This window comes from Salinicola avicenniae (genome assembly GCF_023736115.1).
Classification (GTDB): Bacteria; Pseudomonadota; Gammaproteobacteria; order Pseudomonadales; family Halomonadaceae; genus Salinicola; species Salinicola avicenniae.
The window spans coordinates 527,650-548,241 of the sequence record NZ_JAKQZC010000004.1 but is presented as its reverse complement, the minus strand read 5'-3'; the positions used below and the strand labels follow the sequence as shown (position 1 = coordinate 548,241).

General features: G+C 65.0%; 19 protein-coding genes. 11 read left to right on the top strand and 8 right to left on the bottom strand.

Features of this window, described 5'->3' with window-relative positions:
* Positions 1 to 2: 2 nt before the first annotated feature.
* Complete coding sequence (locus MC381_RS11890) at positions 3 to 1,298, bottom strand: efflux RND transporter periplasmic adaptor subunit (protein ID WP_251977960.1); 1,296 nt, start codon at positions 1,296 to 1,298, stop codon at positions 3 to 5.
* 181 nt (positions 1,299 to 1,479) lie between these two features.
* On the opposite strand from MC381_RS11890, the gene MC381_RS11885 reads away from it, so the two are divergent.
* Positions 1,480 to 2,106: a TetR family transcriptional regulator gene (locus MC381_RS11885; protein ID WP_251977959.1), complete on the top strand. Its 627-nt coding sequence runs from the start codon at positions 1,480 to 1,482 to the stop codon at positions 2,104 to 2,106.
* Between the two features lie 61 nt (positions 2,107 to 2,167).
* Here the strand turns inward: MC381_RS11885 and MC381_RS11880 are convergent, their stop codons facing one another.
* The 3 genes from MC381_RS11880 to MC381_RS11870 form a co-directional block, all read right to left on the bottom strand.
* The gene (locus tag MC381_RS11880) at positions 2,168 to 3,046 is read right to left on the bottom strand and encodes a fructosamine kinase family protein (protein WP_319022842.1); all 879 of its coding nucleotides are present in this window, start codon (positions 3,044 to 3,046) and stop codon (positions 2,168 to 2,170) included.
* A complete protein-coding gene (locus MC381_RS11875) occupies positions 2,976 to 4,868 on the bottom strand; it encodes a monovalent cation:proton antiporter-2 (CPA2) family protein (protein ID WP_251977958.1) in 1,893 nt (630 codons plus the stop codon). The genes MC381_RS11880 and MC381_RS11875 overlap by 71 nt, the downstream gene beginning before the upstream one ends.
* Before the next feature lie 81 nt (positions 4,869 to 4,949).
* Entirely contained in the window at positions 4,950 to 6,092 is a 1,143-nt protein-coding gene (locus MC381_RS11870) for a GNAT family N-acetyltransferase (RefSeq protein WP_251977957.1), read from the bottom strand.
* 150 nt (positions 6,093 to 6,242) lie between these two features.
* Here MC381_RS11870 and MC381_RS11865 point away from each other — a divergent pair, with 150 nt between their 5' ends.
* Together MC381_RS11865 and pncB are read left to right on the top strand one after the other, a co-directional pair.
* Positions 6,243 to 6,539 carry a DUF4190 domain-containing protein gene (locus MC381_RS11865; protein ID WP_251977956.1) on the top strand — a complete coding sequence of 99 codons (297 nt, stop codon included), beginning with the start codon at positions 6,243 to 6,245 and terminating at the stop codon, positions 6,537 to 6,539.
* Positions 6,540 to 6,611: 72 nt separating this feature from the next.
* Positions 6,612 to 7,784, top strand: coding sequence for a nicotinate phosphoribosyltransferase (gene pncB, locus MC381_RS11860; RefSeq protein ID WP_251977955.1), 1,173 nt, complete (start codon positions 6,612 to 6,614; stop codon positions 7,782 to 7,784).
* Positions 7,785 to 7,898: 114 nt separating this feature from the next.
* Here the strand turns inward: pncB and MC381_RS11855 are convergent, their stop codons facing one another.
* From MC381_RS11855 to gap, 4 genes are all read right to left on the bottom strand, one after another.
* Positions 7,899 to 8,702 carry a dienelactone hydrolase family protein gene (locus MC381_RS11855; protein ID WP_251977954.1) on the bottom strand — a complete coding sequence of 268 codons (804 nt, stop codon included), beginning with the start codon at positions 8,700 to 8,702 and terminating at the stop codon, positions 7,899 to 7,901.
* Between the two features lie 49 nt (positions 8,703 to 8,751).
* The gene (locus MC381_RS11850; protein WP_251977953.1) at positions 8,752 to 10,041 is read right to left on the bottom strand and encodes a sensor domain-containing diguanylate cyclase; all 1,290 of its coding nucleotides are present in this window, start codon (positions 10,039 to 10,041) and stop codon (positions 8,752 to 8,754) included.
* A gap of 54 nt (positions 10,042 to 10,095) precedes the next feature.
* Complete coding sequence (locus MC381_RS11845) at positions 10,096 to 10,398, bottom strand: hypothetical protein (protein WP_251977952.1); 303 nt, start codon at positions 10,396 to 10,398, stop codon at positions 10,096 to 10,098.
* 368 nt (positions 10,399 to 10,766) lie between these two features.
* The gene (gap, locus tag MC381_RS11840; protein ID WP_251977951.1) at positions 10,767 to 11,768 is read right to left on the bottom strand and encodes a type I glyceraldehyde-3-phosphate dehydrogenase; all 1,002 of its coding nucleotides are present in this window, start codon (positions 11,766 to 11,768) and stop codon (positions 10,767 to 10,769) included.
* A gap of 216 nt (positions 11,769 to 11,984) precedes the next feature.
* On the opposite strand from gap, the gene edd reads away from it, so the two are divergent.
* The 8 genes from edd to MC381_RS11800 all read left to right on the top strand — a co-directional run bounded on the left by edd (position 11,985) and on the right by MC381_RS11800 (position 20,576).
* On the top strand, positions 11,985 to 13,835 hold the full coding sequence (edd, locus tag MC381_RS11835) for a phosphogluconate dehydratase (RefSeq protein ID WP_251977950.1): 1,851 nt from the start codon (positions 11,985 to 11,987) through the stop codon (positions 13,833 to 13,835).
* Complete coding sequence (glk, locus tag MC381_RS11830) at positions 13,832 to 14,791, top strand: glucokinase (RefSeq protein WP_251977949.1); 960 nt, start codon at positions 13,832 to 13,834, stop codon at positions 14,789 to 14,791. The genes edd and glk overlap by 4 nt, the downstream gene beginning before the upstream one ends.
* Complete coding sequence (locus MC381_RS11825; protein WP_251977948.1) at positions 14,788 to 15,663, top strand: D-hexose-6-phosphate mutarotase; 876 nt, start codon at positions 14,788 to 14,790, stop codon at positions 15,661 to 15,663. The genes glk and MC381_RS11825 overlap by 4 nt, the downstream gene beginning before the upstream one ends.
* Positions 15,660 to 16,535, top strand: a complete 876-nt coding sequence (locus MC381_RS11820; protein WP_251977947.1) for an aldo/keto reductase — start codon at positions 15,660 to 15,662, stop codon at positions 16,533 to 16,535. The genes MC381_RS11825 and MC381_RS11820 overlap by 4 nt, the downstream gene beginning before the upstream one ends.
* A gap of 270 nt (positions 16,536 to 16,805) precedes the next feature.
* Complete coding sequence (locus tag MC381_RS11815; protein ID WP_251977946.1) at positions 16,806 to 17,774, top strand: carbohydrate kinase family protein; 969 nt, start codon at positions 16,806 to 16,808, stop codon at positions 17,772 to 17,774.
* Between the two features lie 256 nt (positions 17,775 to 18,030).
* Positions 18,031 to 18,735 (top strand): CoA transferase subunit A, encoded by a 705-nt coding sequence (locus MC381_RS11810; RefSeq protein ID WP_251977945.1) that lies wholly within the window; start codon positions 18,031 to 18,033, stop codon positions 18,733 to 18,735.
* A gap of 1 nt (position 18,736) precedes the next feature.
* On the top strand, positions 18,737 to 19,384 hold the full coding sequence (locus tag MC381_RS11805; protein ID WP_251977944.1) for a CoA transferase subunit B: 648 nt from the start codon (positions 18,737 to 18,739) through the stop codon (positions 19,382 to 19,384).
* On the top strand, positions 19,377 to 20,576 hold the full coding sequence (locus MC381_RS11800) for an acetyl-CoA C-acetyltransferase (protein ID WP_251977943.1): 1,200 nt from the start codon (positions 19,377 to 19,379) through the stop codon (positions 20,574 to 20,576). Before MC381_RS11805 ends, MC381_RS11800 begins: the two co-directional genes overlap by 8 nt.
* The last annotated feature ends 16 nt before the right edge of the window (positions 20,577 to 20,592 follow it).

Below are 20,592 nucleotides of genomic sequence, written 5' to 3'. Positions count from 1 at the left end.
CGTTACTGGCTCCCGTCCTGCTGCGAACGCTCAGATGCCGACGCCTGACCTTCACTACCTTCGACGCCCTCGCCACCCTGGGCGCCGTCGACCTGTGACGGATTCTCGCCGGCGTTGTCCTGCGGCTCGGGCACGTCACCGCTGAACGACTGGGCATCGACCTTGTCACCCGGGGAGACGCTGGCAATGTTGGTCGCGACGACCCGATCGCCGGACTCGAGACCACCGGTGATGATCTGCCAGTCGCCAGCAACCTCGCCCAGCGACACGAAACGCGCCTCGACGTTGCCTTCGTCGTCGACCACATAGACCTGCGGGCCCTTCAGGCCCTCGGTGACCGCGATCGCCGGCACGGCAAAGACGTCGTAGCGCTTGACCTGCGGCAAGGAGACGCGCACGAACTGGCCGGGCAGAAACAGCTGCTCGTCATTCTCGAACACGGCTTCGGCCTGCACCGTGCTGGTCGCTTCGTCGACGCGCGACCCCAGAAAGTCGACCGTGCCCTCGAGCTCCAGCGCATCCTGTGTCGCGCTTTCGGTACCGGGCGCCGTCAAGACTGCCATGTTGGCCGCCTCCTCATCGCCCTGCTGACGCTGACGACGAAGCGCAGCGGCATCGCTGGCCGGCAGCGAGAAGCGCACTTCGATAGGATTCAACGGCGTGATCGTTGCCAGCTCCTGCGGCGGCTGGACCAGATTACCGACATTGACCTCGCTCAGGCTGATCATGCCACTGACCGGCGCATTGACTTCGGTATAGCTGAGATCGATCTCGGCACTGCGCAGTGCTGCCTGCGCCTGGGCCTGAGAGGCACGCGCGGTGCGCAGGTCGGCCTGGGCCTGATCGCGCTGCTGCTGACTCACGGAATTCTGGTTGTAGAGACGCTCGTAGCGGTCAGCATCACGCTGGGCACGATAGACTTCCGCCTGGGCGCTCTGTACGTCCGCCTGGCGCTGCTCGACGGTTGCCTGATATGGCGCCGGCTCGATGGTGAAGAGTTTGTCGCCCTCCTCGACCAGGCTGCCCTCGCGGTAGTGACGCGACTCAAGGATACCCTCGACGCGGCCCATGACGACGACTTCACGATTGCTGCGGATCTGCGCCGGATACTGCTTGGAAAGCGCGATATCCCGCGACTGTACCTGCAGGACCTCGGCCGGAGTGGGCGGCTGTTCCTGACCGCCTTGCTGCTGACTGCTTTGCTCCGACGGGTCGTCACCGCCACAGGCCGACAGAGCAAAAGAGAGCATTATCGCGCCACCGAGAGCCATGGCACGATTCATCTTGTAAGGGCGCATGTGTATCCGTCCTGGAAGGTTATACCTAGGTTGATGATAGAGAGCTTACAAGCATACATACGTGAATGTAAACTTGTGACGAATGCGGTATGCTGCTTCGACACGGCTGCAAGCACTATTCAACAATTCGCTGTCAGACGCCCTGTAGCCAGTCAACGCCACGCTCACGAATCGACAGCCCATGCCCAAACGCACCAAGGCCGAAGCCGAGGCCACCCGAGAAACGCTGCTGGACGCAGCGGAAGTCATCTTTCTCGAACGCGGCGTCTCCAAGACCTCGCTCGAGCAGATTGCGCGCCAAGCCGGTATGACCCGTGGCGCCGTCTACTGGCATTTCAAGAACAAGTCCGACCTGTTCCATGCCATGCTCGAGCGGGTCAAGACCCCCCTGCGCCAACTTCTTGACGAAGTCGAGGATCCCAACTGCCCTTACGTGCCGTTGGAAAGCCTGAGACGGGCCACGCTGCACGCCATCGAGCGACTCCAGCGCCCCCGCTCCCGCCGCGTTCATACCATTCTGTTCCATCGTTGCGAGGTCGCCAGCGACGTCGACGTGCAGGCGCTGCACGAAAAGCTCGCCAGCGAGTGCTACGACACCATGGTCGAACGCTTCGAGCAGGCCCGCGAGCGCGGCACGCTGACCGAGAGCATCTCGCCGGAGATCGCCACCCGCATGTTGATGTCGATGTTCGCGGGGCTCATGTACGACTGGCTGCGCGATCCGGAAAGCTATGATATCGGCGACGTCGGCCCGCGCATGATCGACACGTTCTTTGCCCGCATACTGCGCACCCCACCCACCGCCTGATACCCGGGCGCTAGCCTCACCTTGGCGCTAGCCTCACCTTGTAGGCCTGTAGGTCCTGGCTTCAACTCAGGCGTCGAGCACGCGCGACACCGCTCGCTCGACGCCACGTCGATAGCCTGTCCCGAACACAGATGAGGTGGTTGAGTAGCGGATAGAGCTGAAACAACGCTTCCCGGCGCGACCAGTCGTCCGGGCAATCACCATCCCAGTACGCTTCGTGAAAGGCCGCGCCGGGATCGCCGAACAGCGTCAGCATCGCCACGTCGACCTCCGCATAGTGACGATATACCGCCGGATCGATCATCGCCGGCCCCCGGGGCGTGAAGATCACATTGCCGGACCACAGATCACCGTGCACCAGACAGGCGGGGGTGTCGGGCAACCACGATTCGAGCGTCTCGGCGACCCGTGCTATCCGCGCCGCCAGGGCCGCATCGAGCAGACCGCGCTCCCGGCACAGGGCCATCAGCGGCCACAAGCGTCGCTCGCGCTGAAACCGCCGACCGTCGTCCAGCGGCGCATTGGGCTGCGGCGTCAACCCACAAGCATTGTCCCTGGGCCAGCCGTGCCCCTTTTCCGAGCTTCGCGAGTCGACGTGCAACTGACGCAGACCCTCGCCGAGCGCCACGGGATCCCGTCGGCCGCCGCGTTCCAGCGCAGTCATCACCAGCAGGTCCGCGTCCTCGGCGAGCACTTCCGGCACGATCAGGCATCGACTGGCGGCCGCCAGCGCCCGTAGCCCATCCGCCTCGCCGGCGATACGCGCGGGCTCGTCGCGCTTGACGACCAGGTCACGCTCGCCCTTGGCTCGCCACACGCTGGCACCGCTATCGCCGCCACCAAGCGGCGCCAGTTCATCGACAGGCAGCTCAAGCGCGGCGAGGCGTTGTATCAGCGTCTGCATCTGTCTCTGGGTCGGTTTCTGAGTCTGCGTGGTCATCATTGTCCTCCGAAGCTGCTGGCGGCGCCTCGTCGGTCACGCCTGCCATCGCTCCCTTCTGGCGCCCCCGGTTCAGTTCCTGCTGGAATAGCGACTTCAGCTCGGCCATCGCGGCCTTCTCGGTCGCCATCAACTGCTCGGTATCGTTTCGGTGCGTATAGGTGTCCTTGAGCAACTGGTTATCGAAATCGCGGAAGGTACGGACCGCGTTGATGGCGTTGCCACTTGGATAGCCCAGCCCCTTCAGCACCTCGACACTCATCTCCATGCTCGAGGCGAAGGTCTCGCGAACCACGCTGTCCACACCAGCCTCCATCAGCTGCCAGGCATGGTGACGATTACGCGCCCGCGCGCACACGGTGAGATGCGGAAAATGCGTCTTGGCCACCCGGGCAATCGTCAACGCCGCGTGCTCGCCGTCGACGGCAATCACCAGCAGCCGAGCCTTGTCGATTCCTGCCGCCCGCAACAGGTCGGGCCGCGTGGCATCCGCGTAGAAGATCCGCGAGCCGAAGCGACGAATGAACTCGACCTGGGCAATATTGGGATCGAGCGCCGTGAAGCTGACGCCTTGCATCTTGAGGGTACGCCCGACCATCTGGCCAAAGCGCCCCAGTCCGGCAATGATCACAGGCGGGGTATCGTCACCGAAATCGGTATCGTAAGGCCGGCTTTCGCGCAGCCGATTGCCGACCTTCTCGCCGAACTGATAGAGAAAAGGTGTCGCCGCCATGCTGATCGTCACCGCGGCGATACAGAGGCTGGCAATGCGCTGGTCGATCACGCCCGCCGTCACTGCCGCGGTCAGCAGCACGAAGTCGAACTCGCCGCCCTGGGCGATAATGGTAGCGAGTCGCGGGATCTCCGTACGCGGCAGTTTCGCCAGCCAGCCGATCAGCCCTAGTACCAGCATCTTGGCGATCGTCATCGCCACCGCGAGCCCGGCGACCAGCAGCAGATTCTGCATGACCAGCGACAGATTGACCGACATGCCGACGGCGATGAAAAACAGCCCCAGCAGCAGCCCCTTGAACGGCTCGATATTGGCCTCGAGCTCATGCCGATAGGGCGTATCCGCCAGCATCACCCCCCCCAGGAAGGCCCCCAGCGCCATCGACAGACCGGCCCATTCCATGACCATCGCCATGCCCAGCACCAGAAACAGCGCCGCGGCGGTGAAGATCTCGTGGGCATCGCTGCGTGCGATCAGCGACAGCACACGCGGAAAGACCAGTCGCCCAAAGGCGATCGCCGCGATCACCGTGCCGATGCTGCGGGCAATGACCCAGCCATCGTCCGGCGCGGCGTCGGCTCGGCCGGCCAGGAACGGCAGCAGCGCCAGCAGCGGAATCACGGCCAGATCCTGAAACAGCAGCATGGCGAAGGCGCTCTGACCATGCGGCGTTGCCAGCTGGCGGCGCTCGTTGAGCACCTGCAGCGCGAATGCGGTCGACGACAGCGCCAGCGTCAGACCGAGAAAGATCGCGATACTCGGCGGCAGATCCAGCAGCAGACCGATCGGCGTCAGCAGCGCTGCACAGCCGGCAAGCTGCGCGCTCCCCAGCCCCAGCAGCCGCTTGCGCATCGACCACAGCCGTCGCGGCTCGAGTTCCAGGCCGATGATGAACAACAGCATGACGACGCCGAACTCGGAAAAATGCAGTACAGCATCCGGTTCGGAAATAAAGCCGCTGATCGAAGGACCGACCAGCAGCCCGATGCACAGGTAGCCGAGTATCGAGCCGAGGCCTAGGCGCTGGAAGAGCGGAACCGCGATGATCGCAGCCCCTAGCAGCACCGCGGCTTCATTGAGAAAATCCATCGGGTTGGTGTCCTTGATCGCGACAATCCGCCTGGCACGGCGAGCGGCTATCGAGCATAGCATCCCGGCACACGTCTGCGCTCAGGCGTCGTGCGCCTTGAAGGGTAGCCGCTGTCGGCAGGCATCAAGGTAAGCCTCGACGTGGGCACGTTCCTCGTGACAGAAATCCTCGACCGCCTCGCGAAAGCCGCTGTGCTCGAGATAGTGCAGCGAACGGCTAAGCGTCGGTGCGAAACCGCGAAACAGCTTGTGTTCGCCTTGGGTACCGGGATCGAAGCGGACGAGCCCGCGCTCGAGGCAGTGCTCGATACCCTGGTAATAACAGGTCTCGAAATGCAGGAAATCGGCCTCCACCTCGCTGCCCCAGTAGCGCCCGTAGAGGGTATCGCTGCCTTCGAGACACAAGGCTGCCGCCACCGCCCGCCCGGCCACGCTGGCACGCACCAGTAGCAGGCGCGAGGCCATGGCGTCGCGCAGTCGCGTGAAGAACTCGAGGTTGAGGTAGGGGCGCTGCCCGCGCTCGAGATAGGTCATGCAGTAGCAGCGGTAGAACTGCGCCAGGGCCGCATCATCGATCGCCTCGCCACGCAGGCGCTCGAAGGCAAAGCCCTGTTCGGCGACCCGGCGTCGCTCACGCCGAATCTCCTTGCGCTTGCGCGAGTTCATCCGCGCCAGAAACCCGTCGAAGTCGCCATAGCCATCGTCGTGCCAGGCGAACTGAACGGCATTCCTTTCCATCAGCGGCGCGCCGAAAGCAGCCTGCCAATCGTCCACCTCGTCACCGTCGGCAAACAGCAGATGCCAGCTTGGCAAGCCACGTTCGCGGATCACGGGGGCCAGCGCCTCGACCACCGCACGCCGATCGACGCCCTCGGCCACCGCCAGTCTGGGGCCCGTCGCAGGCGTGAACGGAATCGCCGACAGCGACTTGGGGTAATAGTCGCCCCCCGCGTTTTCCCAGGCGTCGGCCCAGGACCAGTCGAACACGTATTCGCCGCGGGAGTGCGCCTTGGCGTAGCGTGGCAGCACCGCGACCGGCACTGCATTGGCGAGCACCACCAGATGATCCGGCGCCCAGCCGGTCGCCGCCGTGGCGCAACCGCAGGCCTCCAGCGCGGCAAGAAACTCGTGGCGCAGAAAAGGGTAGCGATCGCCGACCACGGCGTTCCAGCCCTCGGGCGCCACCGTGGTGAGACTGCCTATACGCTCCACCTGAAATGTCATGCCGTGCCTCCGCAGAATAGCGATTCCCGCCCACGCCCATCACACTTGCCATCCAGCGTGATTAGCCAGCTTAGCATCTTGAAAACTTCGAGCCCCGCGAGCAAGCATGCGATACTGTCGCGACAGTCAAGATCGAGAGATGCTCCGCCCATGACCCCGGCTCCGTCTCCCCCTCAGCCACCGGCCCCGGCCGGGCCGACCAATCTCATGGCACTCGCGGCCTTTGCCCTGAGCGTGCTGGGCACGCTAGTCCCACCTGCCGCCCTGGGCGGCGTGGTCTGCGGCCATCTCGCCCGCCGTCAAATTCGTCATCGTCGCGAGTCCGGCGACAGTTGGGCACTGGCGGGCTTGATCCTGGGATATCTGCTGATCCTGCTCTCGCTGGCCGGACTTTTGCTGTTCGGCGGTTTCGTGGCGACAATGTTCGGCGTCATGGCCTTTCTTTAAAGCCGCCCGGGACCGCGGGGTGCCCTCTCTTCTTACCCGCGCGACTTTCGCTCATGCTGATGACGAGTTTTCATGCTGACTTCGCTTCTCGATAACGATTTCTACAAGATCACGATGCAGAATGCCGTGATCAAGCGCTTCCCCTATGCGCAGGCCCGCTACGCCTTCATCAACCGTGGCGACCACGCCTTTCCGCCGGGGTTCGGCGAAGCCCTGCGCCGAGAAGTCGACGCGATGGCCGAACTCACGCTGAGCGACGCCGAGAAACGCTACCTCGAGGAGACCTGCCCCTACCTCGACCCGACCTATCTCGACTTCCTCGCCGGGTTTCGCTATAACCCCGCCGAGGTGGTCATCGAGCAGGAGGGCAGCGCCCTGTCGGTGGTGATCGAGGGGCTCTGGTATCGCACGATCCTGTGGGAAGTGCCGCTGATGGCGCTGATCAGCGAACTCTGGTATCGCCTGCGCGGCATCGAACGCACAGCCGATGACACCGTGGCGCAGCGCACGCGGGAGAAGATCGAACACTATCGTCGACTGGGCCTGAAGATCGCCGAATTCGGCACCCGCCGACGCTTTTCGTTCGATGTCCACGACCGCGTTGTCGGTGCCCTGCGTCAGTATGGCGGCAACGCCTTCAGCGGCACCAGCAACGTGCTGCTGGCGATGCGCCACGGCGTCAAGCCAATCGGCACGCATGCCCACGAGTGGTTCATGTTCCACGGCGCTCGCTTCGGCTTCAAGATGGCCAACAGCCTGGCGCTGGAGCACTGGGTCGACGTCTATCGCGGTGATCTCGGTATTGCACTGACCGACACCTTTACCAGCCGGGCCTTCTTCGAAAGCTTCGACAAGAAGTTCGCCAAGCTCTTCGACGGCGTGCGCCATGACAGCGCCGACCCCCTGGATTTCGCCGCCAGCACCATCGCCCACTACGAGCGCCTCGGCATCGACCCGCGCAGCAAGACGATCATCTTCTCCGATGCCCTGACACCAGAGCGTGTCGAGCGCATCCAGACGTTCTGCCAGGGTCGCATCGGCATGGCATTCGGTATCGGCACCAATTTCACCAATGACGTTGGCGTGACGCCGATGAACATGGTTATCAAGATGGTCGAGGCCAAGCCGGAGGGGCAACACTGGCTGCCGGTGATCAAGCTCTCCGACGTCCCCGACAAGCACACCGGCGAGCCGGAGATGATCTCACTGGCCAAGCGAGTGCTCGCGCTCAGCCATGCCCCCTGATCGCTCGACCCAGGGCGCTTGACGGCGGTCACGCCAACGCAAAACGCCAGCGACATCTGTCGCTGGCGTTATTTCGCGAGGCGCCCCGCTTCGCAAGGTAACCTCTAGGAAAACCTACTGATTCAGCGCCTTGTCCAGGGCCAGCAGCGCGGCCTGCCAAGAGGCGGCATCGGCAGCAGCATCGTAGCCAAGCGGCAGGTCGTACTCGGCCGCCAGCGCATCCGCTTCCGGATTGGTAAACGCATGCTTCGCCCCCGGGTACTGCACCACACGGACGTCGGCACCCTGCGTTTCCAGCTCGCCGGCCATGTCGGCGAGCGCCTGCGAATCGACCAGCGGGTCAGCGGCGCCGTTGTAGATACGCACTAGCCCCTCGAACGGCTGAGGATTGGAGACCGCCTGCGTCGGGCTGCCATGGAAGCTGATCACCGCGTCCAGCGGCATGCCGGCCAGCGCCATGTTCATCACCACGCCACCGCCAAAGCAGTAGCCGATCGCCGCCATATCGTCCTCGCGCACCGCAGGATGCTGGCGCAGCGCCTCCATGGCAGCTTCCAGGCGTGCGCGCGCCGAGGGCCAGTCCGACATCACTTGGCTGGAAAAGGCCTGCGCCTGATCCGGGTGATCGGCCACCTTGCCGTCCCCATACATATCGACCGCCAGCGCCACGAAACCCAATGCCGCGAGCTGGTCCGCCTTGTGTTCGATATAGTCGTTCAGGCCCCACCATTCATGAACCAGAAGCACCGCCGGACGCGGCTCGTCGTCGGCCGCGTTATAGGCGAGATATCCCTGATAGGTCTGGCCTCCGGTCGAGTACTCGAAGGTTTCTCCCTGAACATGGGGACCTTCGACTTCATCGGCCCAGACGGGCAGGCAGATCAGGCTCAACAGTGCGACCAGCAACAGTCGTCCCATGCATTTTTCTCCTTCATTCAGACTGTCACGACGCGGACGTCGACTCGGTTCAGAGCGCCTGTTGCACTCGATCACGCCCGTGCGCCTTGGCGCCACGCAGGCCACCGTCGGCCCGCTGCAGAAAGCTCTCCGCGGACTCGTCGGCACGCCGCTCGGCAACCCCCAGACTAACCGAGAAGGAGAGCCAGTGACCATGGAACTCGACTCGGGTGGAGGCGAACCGCTCGCGAAGGCGTTCGGCGATCGACGCGGATTCCTGCAGCGACTTGCCGCTCAGGAGCAGGGCGAAAGTATCGTCTTCGAGCCGGCCGAAGCTGAAACGCTCACGCAGCGTCGCCCGGCACATCTCGCCGATGCAGGTCAGCACGAGATCACCGCCCTCGCGGCCCCAAGCTTGATTGATATCGCATAGGTGGTCGACGTCGAACAGTATCAGCGTCAGGCGCAGCTTGCCCCCCTCGAGCGAAAGTGCATGGCGCAGCAGCCCCATGAAGGCTTCCCGATTGAGGGCGGATGTCAACTCATCGGTCGCGGTGTAGGCGTCCCACTGCAGCGACTGATGGCGACGCTCGGTAATGTCCCGGGCGATGGCGACCCAGCCTGGGGTAGCCGCCGAGACCGTGGCATACGGGGAGAAGTGGATCTCGAACCAACGATAGCCGCCACGCAAATGACGCAGGCGAACTTCCAGCATCGCGGATCGCCCCTCCGCCGCGTGGTCGAGCAGCGTACGCTGTACCCGCGCACCGTCCTCCGGCGCCATCAGGCCAAACAGCGACTGGGACTGCAGCTGTGCTGCCGGCATACCCAGCAGCTCGCTGGCGGCTCCCAGCGCCTCGACACAGTGAAGCTCGTCGTCGAGCGTCAGCACCAGATCGCCGACATGGGCCAGCAGCGAGCGCTCGTCCGGCGTATCGGCCTCGTCGTCGCTCCGCTCCGAGGCCTCTCGCAGTAGACCCACCAGGGCTGTGATGCCGCCGCCGGCATCGCGCTGAATGGAGAGCGAGTCCTCGATCTGGCACTCGGAGCCGTCCGGACGCACGAGCCGATAGCGCAGCGTCACCCGGGCTTCACCGGTGACCTGGGCGTTCTGCAGCTGCTCGAGCGCTGCCCGACGTGCCAGCTCCGGAATCTGATCCAGCCACCGTTCGGGATGCGCGAGGAACTCCTCGGAGGGACGCTGCGCCAGTGTCGCCACCGAATGCCCGAGGAACGAGACCTGCCCCAACCACCAGCCGGCGTCGGTGACATAGGCAGTCGCCGGCAGCGCCTGCAACCACTGTTGCGTCTTCACGCCCAGCGCGCTATCGCCGGTCTCGAAGGCATCCGATCGTTCCATGCACTCCGGTCTCATCAAGCCGCGGCATGGCGGCAGGGAAATGAACTGACGCCGCTAGCGGGAACCCACTCGGCGCCGTGAAAAAGTGCGGGAAGCGTCCGCGTCGTCGTGCTGATCGACCGTCGACTCGCGTCGGGCTCCTCGATCCTGTCTTTCGATGCAGGCCTCTGCCAACTGCCCCAGCTCGTCGAATGTCAGCTCGAAGCGGTGGATACCCTCCTGCCCCTGCCAGATCACAAAAATGACGGGCTGGGCGCGGTACTGATCCACCCCGACGATACGGCCACAGCGCGCCTCGCCGGGTTCACGAATATTCTCGCCGATCAGGCGATGGGCGTTGGTGATCGTGTCCTGCATGACGACGCCGACCTCGATGGAAAGAGAAGATAGATGGAAAAACCGGATCTTGCCGACTCCACCTTAGAGCGTCAGCCCGGTCAGTCCAAGCCCGCGGCACACTCGTCATGCGACATGGGCTCATATCCTACAGGGCTTATCGACGCTTGATCAGCCGACTTGAGCGCGAAAAATACACCACTTCGTCCGACGGGCAAAATCGTCGGCAATTGGCGACAGGCGGGCAGTCAATGCCAAGAGGGCTCACACACCCTTTAGCACCGTCGAGAACGGGCCAGTGGTGGCGATGAACAGGCGACAACAGAGGTTGTCGCCGGAGGGAGGCCGGAAAGGCTCGGCGGCCTTTCCAGCCAGGTATCGAATGGCGCTTAGTTGGCAGCCTGCATGGCCAGAGCGGTATCGAGCATGCGGTTGGAGAAACCCCACTCATTGTCGTACCACGCCATCACCTTGACCAGGCGCCCGTTGACACGCGTGTGGTTGGCGTCGAACGTCGATGAGTTCGGATCATGGTTGAAATCGATCGAGACCAGCGGCTGGGCGTTGACCGCGAGAACCGGGGAAGCCGCGGCCGCCTTCTCGACGATCTCGTTGATCTCTTCCTTGCTGGTGTCGCGCCCTGCGGTGAAGGTCAGATCGACCAGCGAGACATTGATCACCGGCACACGCACGGCCAGACCATCGAGCTTACCGTTGAGTTCCGGCAGCACCAGGCCAACCGCCGCCGCGGCCCCTGTCTTGGTCGGGATCATCGACTGGGTCGCGCTACGCGCCCGGTACGGGTCCTTATGATAGACGTCGGACAGGTTCTGGTCGTTGGTGTAGGCGTGGACGGTGGTCATCAGGCCGTTCTCGATACCGACCGAATCCTGCAGCGCCTGCGCGACCGGTGCCAGGCAATTGGTGGTGCAAGACGCGTTGGAAACGACACGATGCTCGGCCTTGAGCGTGTTCTCGTTGACACCGAAAACGATGGTGGCATCGGCATCGCCGCTGGGTGCGGAGATCAGCACGCGTCCGGCACCCGCCTCAATGTGCTTGGCCGCGGCGTCGCGCTTGGTGAAGAGGCCGGTGCACTCCATGACCAGATCCACGTCGAGCGATTGCCACGGCAATTGTGCCGGATCACGCTCGGACAGGATGCGGATGCTGTCACCGTCTACGCTCAAGGTATCGCTGTCGTGGGAGACCGCGAAGCCGAAGGGACCATGCACGCTGTCATGACGCAGCAGGTGGGCGTTGAGCGCGGGGTCCCCAAGGTCATTGATCGCCACGACCTCGACCTTGTCGCGGTAACCGTTTTCGTAAAGGGCGCGGAGCACGTTGCGGCCGATGCGGCCAAATCCGTTGATGGCGACACGCAAGGTCATGCTGCTCTCCTTATGATGACGTGACTACGGCAGTGAGATAGAGGCGGCACGCCGGCCGGGTCGGCCGGCGACAACCGCCAGACTACCCCCAGTCTAGAACATTGAAACGTGAAAGAATATTACTTCTAAAGCCTAAGACTAAGGACGTATCGGCAAACAACTGGGCATTTTTTTGGTAAGTTTACCAAATACCCTGACAGCTCGATGAGGCAGACCATGACGCTCAACCCCACCATCGACCGTGTGACGCGGCGTATCGAGGATCGCTCCGCGGATCGTCGTCGGCTCTATGAAGATCGCATGGCGCAGCAGCACCGCCGCGGCGTGCACCGTGGCGAGCTCTCCTGCGGCAACCTGGCACATGGCTTCGCCGCCTGCGGCGCTGCCGATAAGAACAGTCTGAAGCTGATGAACAGTGCCAACGTGGGGATCGTCTCCTCCTACAACGACATGCTCTCGGCCCACCAGCCGCTGGAACACTTTCCCGAGCTGATCAAGGAAGCGGCCCGCGGCATGGGCGGCACCGCCCAGTTTGCCGGTGGCGTACCAGCAATGTGCGACGGCGTCACCCAAGGCCAGCCGGGCATGGAACTCTCGCTGTTCTCCCGCGATGTCATCGCCATGGCGACCGCGGTCGCGCTATCCCACAACATGTTCGATGGCGCACTCTATCTCGGCGTCTGTGACAAGATCGTGCCAGGCCTATTCATCGGTGCCGCCCGCTTCGGCCACCTGCCGGCCATCTTCGTCCCCGCCGGGCCGATGCCCAGTGGCCTGCCCAACGCCGAAAAATCCCGTATCCGCCAGCTCTACGCCGAAGGCAAGGTCGGCCGTGACGCCCTGCTCGAGGCGGAGTCGGAGTCCTATCACAGCCCTGGCACCTGCACCTTTTATGGTACAGCCAACTCCAATCAGCTGATGCTCGAGATGATGGGCCTCCACCTGCCCGGCACCTCGTTCGTCAACCCCGGCACACCGCTGCGCGACGCGATCACCAAGTTCAGTACCGAGCAGGTGATCCGCAACAGCGAACAGGGCGGCGATTACCGGCCTTTCTATCGCCAGATCAACGCCCATGCGATCGTCAACGCGATGATCGGTCTGCTGGCCTCCGGCGGTTCCACCAACCATACCCTGCACCTCGTGGCGATGGCGGCGGCCGTCGGTGTGACCATCACCTGGGATGATTTCTCGGAGCTGTCGAGCGTCGTACCGAGCCTCACGCGCATCTACCCCAACGGGCAGGCCGACGTGAACCATTTCCATGCGGCCGGCGGCGTCAGCCTGCTGGTGCGCGAACTGCTGGACGCTGGACTGATGCATGCCGATGTCCACAGCGCCTTCGGCACCGACATGCGCGCCTACACGCAGGAGCCGTTCCTCGACGAAGGGCGCCTGACCTGGCGCGAAGGCACATCGCAGAGCCTCGACGAGGAGGTCGTGCGACCGGTGGCTCGCCCCTTCGCCCCCACCGGCGGGCTGGCGGTACTCGATGGCAACCTGGGGCGCGGCGTGATCAAGGTCTCAGCGGTCAAGCCGGCGTTCCGCCTGGTGGAAGCCCCGGTGCGCATCTTCGACGACCAGAGCCAGGTCAAGGCCGCGTTCGAGAGTGGCGAACTGGATCGCGACATCATCGTGGTGGTGCGTTTCCAGGGCCCCCGCGCCAACGGCATGCCGGAACTGCACCAGTTGACGCCTTTCCTTGGGGTCCTGCAGGATCGCGGCCACAAGGTCGCGCTGGTCACCGACGGGCGCATGTCCGGCGCCTCTGGTAAGGTACCCGCTGCCATTCACGTCACGCCGGAAGCTGTCGACGCTGGGCCGCTGGCCTACCTGCGCGACGGCGACGTCGTTCGGCTCGATCCGGACAACGGCGTGCTCGAGGCACTGGTAGATGCGCAGACCTGGTCCGAGCGGGAACCGGCGAGCTGCGATCTGGATCACTATCATCACGGCATGGGGCGCGAGTTGTTCGCCGGCTTCCGACAGCTGGTGGGCGGCGCCGAGGATGGGGCAGCCACCTTTGGGGGCTTCGACGCCGCCGATCTGCCCGGAGGGCATACATGACAACTCCCGCCTTGATTGGCGATATCGGTGGAACCAACGCACGATTTGCCCTGGTGATGCCAGGCAGCGTGGAACTGCAGTCCATCGAGACGCTGCCCTGCGCGCGCTACGCCGGGTTGGTCGAGGCCATCCAGGCCTATCTCGAGCGCGTCGGCGCCGAGACACCGAGCGAGGCTTGCCTGGCCTTCGCCTGTCCGGTGCACGAAGACAGGGTCAAGATGACCAACAATGACTGGGCATTCTCGAAGCGTGAAGTCGCCGAGACATTGGGCATGGCGACGTTCAAGGTGATCAACGATTTCACCGCGCAGGCGCTCGGCGTGCCCCATGTCGACGAGAAGGACCTGGTCAAGATCGGCGAGGGCGAGGCCGAACCACGCAACCCGCGCCTGGTGATCGGTCCCGGTACCGGCCTCGGTGTCGCCGGGCTGGTCCCCAGCCAGCGCCACTGGATTCCGCTGACCACCGAGGGCGGTCATGCCACGTTCGCTCCGACCGACGAGCGCGAGCGGCAACTACTCGACTACTTTCGCGCCCGTTACGGCCGGGTCTCGCTCGAGCGCCTGCTCTGTGGCCAGGGGCTTCTCGATCTCTATCTCGCCCACGCGGCCCTGCTCAACGTGACCGCGCACTACAACACCCCGGCCGAGGTGACCGGTGCCGCGCGCGCCGGCGACCGCGTCGCCCGGGAAACCCTGATGCGCTTTCTCAAGATACTCGGCAGCGCCAGCGGCGATGCGGCCTTGATGCTCGGTGCGCTCGGCGGCGTCTATCTGTGCGGCGGTATTCTGCCACGACTCCTCGAGTGGCTCCCGCGCAGCGATTTCCGCCGCGCCTTTGCCGACAAAGGGCGCCTGAGTGCCTACAATGCCGGCATCCCGACATGGGTGGTGACAGCGCCGTGGACCGGCCTACTGGGCGCGGCGGAAGCTCTGCATAACGAGGAAGTGACATGATCCCCGATACGCTCCGAGAGCTGATCGAGACGACCGATGGCCAGCGCGAGGCGGAGTGGGAAGGTCGCACGCTCCTGCTGATCAACGACACCTGGGGCGAACTCGCGATCTCGCTGCAAGGCGCGCAGGTACTGCATTACCGTCCGGCCGACGACGACCATGGCTGGCTCTGGGTGACACCGACTCCGCAGCCGCTGCCCAAGGCCATCCGAGGCGGCATTCCGCTCTGCTGGCCATGGTTCGCCGATGAATCTCCCGATGGCCAGGGGCCGATGCACGGACCGGCACGCACGGCCGACTGGCGTGTCGATGCGGTCGACGAGGACGTCAGCGGCGACGGCGTGGAGATCCATCTCTCGCCGCTGACTCGCCTGCACGACGAACTGACGCCTAGCGCAGTGGTCCATGCCAATGCGCGTCATCTCAGCGTCGAGCTGGTTACCCGCCACACCGGGACTACGCCAGTCAAGATGACCGGCGCGCTGCACACCTATTTCGCGGTTGCCGACACCCACCGATGCCGCGTGGAAGGGCTCGCCGGCGCCCGCTATCTGGACAAGCTCGAGCGCTTCGCCGAGAAGGATCAACTGGGCGAGCTCGGCATCCGTGGCGCCCTCGACCGGATCTACCAGTCGCATCGACCGGTCGTGCTCGACGACGGCCAGCGGCGCCTCACGATCACCAAGCAGGGCAGCGACTCGACGGTGGTGTGGCACCCCGGCAGCGACCTGCCGAGCGATACGCCAGCCGATGCCGGCCAGCGCTTTCTCTGCGTCGAGGCCGCCTGCACCCGACTTGACCCGGTGTGGCTGGTGCCGGATGCTCAACACTTGCTGGCCACCACCATCGCACGAGAGGCGACCTCGGCGTGAGCGACGACCTGATCTTCGACTCCCCCTTCATCCTCGGCATGATGCGGCTCAACGAACGCCCCGAGTTCGACGACGCCGACCGCTTCGGCGACTGGCTCGAGTCCCGCGTGGAGCGCGGGCTGCACTGGTTCGATCATGCCGACAGCTACGGCAATCACGAGGGCGAGAAGCGCTTCGGCGAAGCCTTGGCCCGCCGCCCGGGACTCAAGTCCCGCGTACGCGTGGTCACCAAGGGCGACATCGTGCTGCCCAGTCGCGACCGATCGCCGTTCGGGGTCAAGCACTACGACACCTCGGAGCGCTATCTGACAAGCGTCATCGACGGCTCGCTGTCGCGGCTCGGCGTCGAGCGTCTCGACCATTTCCTGCTGCATCGCCCCGATCCGCTGATGGATGCCGAAGCCACCGCCCGCGCGCTGGACGATGCCATCGATGCGGGCAAGGTCGGCGCCGTCGGCATCTCCAACTTTCTCCCCGAGCAATGGCGGCGGCTGCAGGCGACCATGCATCACCGCCTGGGCGTGCATCAGCTGGAACTGTCGCTCGCCCATCCGGACGCGCTGTTCGACGGCTTCTACGACGCCATCCTCGCCGACGGACTGGCGCCGATGGCGTGGTCGCCGCTGGGCGGCGGCTCGGTCTTCGAGGATGTGCTGGGCACGGCGCTGTCGCGCCTGGCCGAGCAGCTCAACTCCACGACCGCCGGGCTGGCGCTGGCGTGGCTGCGTCGCCTGCCGGGCTCACCGGTCCCCGTGATCGGCACGTTGAACGAGCGTCGTATCGACAACCTGCTATTGAGCAGTAATCTCGAGATCGATCGCCCCACCTGGTTCGCGCTGCTCGAGGAAGCCCGCAGCCACCGGGTGCCCTGACCGCGACGGCTTGCCGCCCCGTCTCGAGGGCCTGCGCGGTCATCCCGCATCTCGACAGCGGGACGTGACGCGCACCAGGCGACCGAAGTGCATCGATGCCGACCGCGATCACGACCCGGCCTCACGCGAGGCCTCGGTATCCAGACTGCCTCGGCATCCAGACAGAGAGAACACGGTGGTACTGCGCATCGCCGCACCGCGGGCCGGTGCCTTCACCGGAACGGAGGGCTCCGTTCCACCGGCAAGAGTCGAGGAGAGAGTCGACCTATCATGACCCCTATCATCGCTTTCGGCGAAGCCCTCGTCGACATGTTGTCCAGTCGTCTGGGCGACGATACCGCGCCCGAGACCTTCACCCCCTACGCGGGTGGCGCTCCCGCCAATGCCGCCGTGGCCTGCGCCCGCCAGGGGCTGCCGAGCTGCTTTCTCGGCATGATCGGCGATGACCGCTTCGGCGACTTCCTGGTCGAAGAGCTCGAACGCTACGGCGTCGATACCCAGCACATCGTGCGCACGCGAGAAGCGCGTACGGCACTCGCCTTCGTCTCTCGCGACGCGCATGGCGAGCGCCAGTTCGACTTCTACCGCCCCCCCGCGGCCGACCTGCTCTACCGGCGCGAACACCTGCCGGCCGGCATTTTCACCGAGCCGGCACTGGTGCACCTCTGCAGCAACAGCCTCACCGACACCCCGATCGCCCGCACTACACTGGATCTTGCCAGCATCGCCCGACGTGGCGGCTGTTTGATCAGCGTGGATGCCAACCTGCGCCCACCGCTCTGGCCGCAGGGGCAGGTCGATATCGCCCTGGTGGAGCAGCTGCTGGAGCGCGCCCACCTGGTCAAGCTCTCTACCGAGGAGCTCGACGCGCTGCGCGGCGAGCAGAGCGCCGAGGCGTGGATCAGCCTGCGCCTGGCGCGCGGCACGCGCCTCATCGTGGTAACTGATGGCCCGGGGCCGGTGGTGGCACACCTCGCCGACCGCCAGCTTCAGGTCACGCCACCGAGCGTTGCCGCCGTGGACACGACCGCTGCGGGAGATGCCTTCATCGGCGGCCTGCTCGCCTCCCTGTCGCGCGACGATGTCACCTGCGAGACCCTGACCGCCTGGCTGGCCGACGAGGCGAGACTCTCCGAGGCGCTGCGCTTCGCCGGTCGCTGCGGGGCGTTTGCTGCCACCCGAGCCGGCGCCTTCGTCTCGCTGCCCGGCGAGGCCGACCTGGAAAACCTGCCGACCTGATCCCGACCGACTCGACCATGGGGCGGCACCTGTGCCGCCCCATGCCGGGCCAGCGCTCGCCGTTCGCCCTCCCTACGACGCCCGCCGCATCGCCATTGTCGAACCCGCCATTCCCTGCCACCTTGAGATAGCGCCCTGCCGGCATGAAGCGCCGCTGACCGCCCAAGGTATAACGTCGTCGCTTCATGCAAACTCGTAAACTGGTTTGGCGCCATAATGCTCCTTGGCGACGCCGAGAACCCCAGAAGCGAGAAGCATGATGAACAAATGTTTTCCCAGCGCCGGCGAGGCGCTCGATGGACTGATCGAGGACGGCATGACATTGGCCGTCGGCGGCTTCGGCCTCTGCGGCATTCCCGAGGCGTTGATCGGCGCGCTGCGAGATAGTGGCAAGCGCGACCTGACCGTCGCGAGCAACAACGCCGGCGTCGACGGCTTCGGTCTCGGTCTGCTGCTCGAATCACGCCAGATCAAGAAGATGCTCTCTTCCTATGTCGGTGAGAACAAGGAGTTCGAGCGCCAATACCTTTCCGGCGAGCTAGAGCTCGAATTCTGTCCTCAGGGCACGCTGGCCGAGCGGCTACGCGCCGGTGGAGCAGGCATTCCGGCCTTCTTTACCCGCACCGGCTACGGCACGAAGATCGCCGAGGGCAAGGAGGTGCGCGAATTCGACGGCGAGCACTACGTGATGGAACGCGGCCTGCCGGTCGACGTGGCACTGATCAAGGCACAGGTCGCCGACCGCGCCGGCAACCTGCGCTTCAACAAGACCGCTCGCAACTTCAACCCGCTGGCGGCGATGGCCGGCAAAATCTGCATCGCCGAAGTCGAAGAGATCGTCGAGACTGGCGCCATCGATCCAGACGACGTTCACCTGCCGGGCATCTTCGTGCATCGTATCGTGCACAACCCGACCCCGGAGAAACGCATCGAGAAACGCACGCTCAGGGAGACGAACTGAGATGGCCTGGACCAAGGAACAGATGGCGGCACGCGCCGCCGACGAGCTGCAGGACGGTTACTACGTCAACCTCGGTATCGGCCAGCCGACTCTGGTCGCCAACTACATTCCCGAGGGCATGGATGTCTGGCTGCAGTCGGAGAATGGCCTGCTCGGCATTGGACCCTTCCCCACCGAGGCGACGGTCGACCCCGATCTGATCAACGCCGGCAAGCAGACCGTCACCGCCCTGCCCGGCTCCAGTTATTTCGATAACGCCGAGTCGTTCGCGATGATTCGCGGCGGCCACATCAATCTAGCGATTCTGGGCGCGATGCAGGTGTCTTGCCATGGCGATCTCGCCAACTGGATGATCCCCGGCAAGATGGTCAAGGGCATGGGCGGCGCGATGGATCTGGTTGCCGGTGTTCAGCGCGTGGTCGTGCTGATGACGCATACCGCCAAGGGCGAGCACAAGATTCTCGACGCCTGCTCCCTACCGCTGACGGGCGTTGGCGTGGTCGACCGCATCATCACCGACCTGGGCGTCATGGATATCACCGACGAGGGCCTGACGCTGATCGAACTGGCACCTGACGTCACGCTCGAGGAGATCCGCACAGCCACCGGCTGCGAGCTGCTCGATCAGCGGGAGGTGACACATGCCTGATGCCACTGCAAACAGTCATCGCGATGCCGTGATCGTCGCCGCCACGCGAACGCCGATCGGCACTTTCCAGGGCGGGCTTTCCAGCGTCCCCGCCGTCGATCTCGGCGCGACAGTCATTCGCCGCGTGCTCTCGGAGATCGACCCCACCACGGTCGACGAAGTCATCATGGGCCACGTACTGCGTGCCGGCCTGGGACAGAACACGGCCCGTCAGGCGGCGATCGCCGCCGGCCTGCCCGAGGGCGTTCCGGCCATGACCATTGATAAGGTCTGCGGCTCGGGACTGAAGGCGGTGCATCTTGCCGCACAGGCGATCCGCTGCGGTGATGCCGAGACCATTGTCGCCGGCGGCATGGAGAGCATGAGCCTCGCGCCCTATGTCCTGCCCAAGGCGCGGACGGGACTGCGCATGGGCCATGCCGAGCTGCTCGACAGCATGATCCACGACGGCCTATGGGACGCATTCAACGACTACCACATGGGCATCACCGCCGAGAACGTCGCCGCACGCTGGAACCTCTCGCGCGAGGCGCAGGATGCCTACGCCGCCGAGTCCCAGCGACGCGCGCTGGCCGCGCGCGATGCCGGACGGTTCGACACCGAAATCACCCCTGTCGACGTCCCGCAACGCCGTGGCGATCCGGTGACGGTCGCCCGCGACGAGCAGCCCCGCGACGGAATCAGTGCCGAATCGCTGGCCAAGCTGAAGCCAGCCTTCCAGCGCGACGGCACGGTCACCGCCGGCAATGCCTCCTCGATCAATGACGGCGCCGCCGCGCTGCTGATCATGAGCGCCGAGCGCGCCCGCGCCCTGGGCCTGCCGGTACTGGCCACCATACGCGCCTGCGCCAGCGCGGCCGTCGATCCGGCGACCATGGGCATCGGCCCGGTACCGGCGACCCGGCGTTGCCTTGCCCGGGCCGACTGGTCGGTCGAGCAGCTCGACCTGATCGAAGCCAACGAGGCCTTCGCCGCGCAGACGCTGGCGGTCGCCAGCGAGCTCGGCTGGTCGCCCGAGCGCGTCAACGTCAACGGCGGCGCCATTGCACTGGGACACCCCATCGGCGCTTCCGGTGCCCGCGTGCTGGTCACGCTGCTCCATGAGATGCAGCGTCGGGATGCCAAGCGCGGCGTGGCGACCCTCTGCATCGGCGGCGGACAAGGCGTGGCGACCGCAGTGGAGCGCACCTGATTTCGCGCAGGCCAGC